The sequence below is a fragment of the Alcanivorax sp. HI0083 genome, from assembly GCF_001635175.1.
Genome location: NZ_LWFX01000472.1, coordinates 1 through 849, shown reverse-complemented (window position 1 = coordinate 849; position 849 = coordinate 1). Strand labels below are relative to the sequence as shown.

2 protein-coding genes are annotated in these 849 nt (G+C 56.9%); one reads left to right on the top strand and one right to left on the bottom strand.

Features of this window, described 5'->3' with window-relative positions; translation table 11 throughout:
- Nucleotides 1-271: hypothetical protein (locus A3754_RS27260; protein ID WP_063518972.1), on the top strand; the 271-nt coding region annotated here is incomplete at its 5' end.
- A gap of 178 nt (nt 272-449) precedes the next feature.
- Here the strand turns inward: A3754_RS27260 and A3754_RS04845 are convergent.
- A partial coding sequence (locus tag A3754_RS04845) for a UDP-3-O-acyl-N-acetylglucosamine deacetylase (RefSeq protein WP_197468466.1) occupies nt 450-849 on the bottom strand: 400 nt, incomplete at its 5' end.

The following is an 849-nucleotide window of genomic DNA, read 5'->3' as shown; positions in this document are numbered from 1 at the left end:
CTGGCTGGCCATCGCGGAAACCAGTGCCACCGCGCAACTACTACGTTTTCATCTGCCGAAATTGCAACAGGCCATGCCCGGGCAACAAATCAAGATCGTGGTAGGCGGCAAACGCCAACCCATGTCGAGCAATAACCATGCCAGCAAGCCGGCGGGGCCGCATTTGGCCCGAGAAAGCGCTCGACACATCGAAGCTGTGGCCGAAGCCATAGAGGATGACGCGCTAAAAGCGTCATTGCAGCGGCTGGCAAGCCGCGGTGAGCCCGATTGAGGAACACTAACCGTCCATCTCTCCGCCCTTGAAACGAAAAACCACCTGACTGCGGGAGACAGCCAGGTGGCCAACAGGGCTTCGACGTACAGCCGAATCGCTTCGGCCAGAGTCAGCCACCTTCCGGATCATACTGACCCGAAGCGGCCAACCTCTTTCTTTACTACTTTGCCGCCACTTATTCTGCTGCCAGAACAGGGCGCATATAGGACACAGGCGCATTGGTGGCATCTTCGAACGTCACCACCTCGTAGGAGTCCTCCTGACGGAGAATTTCCCGCAACAGCGCATTGTTGAGTGCATGGCCGGATTTGTGGCCGATGAACTCGCCAATCAGACTGTGACCCAGCAGATACAGGTCGCCAATGGCGTCCAACATCTTGTGTTTGACGAACTCGTCGTCATAACGCAGGCCATCTTCGTTGAGGATACGATACTCGTCCACCACGATGGCGTTATCCACGCTGCCACCCAGGGCCAGGTTCTGGCTGCGCAGGAACTCGATATCGCGCATAAAGCCAAAGGTCCGGGCACGGGCCACTTCTTTCACAAACGAGGTCGTGGAGAAATCGATACTG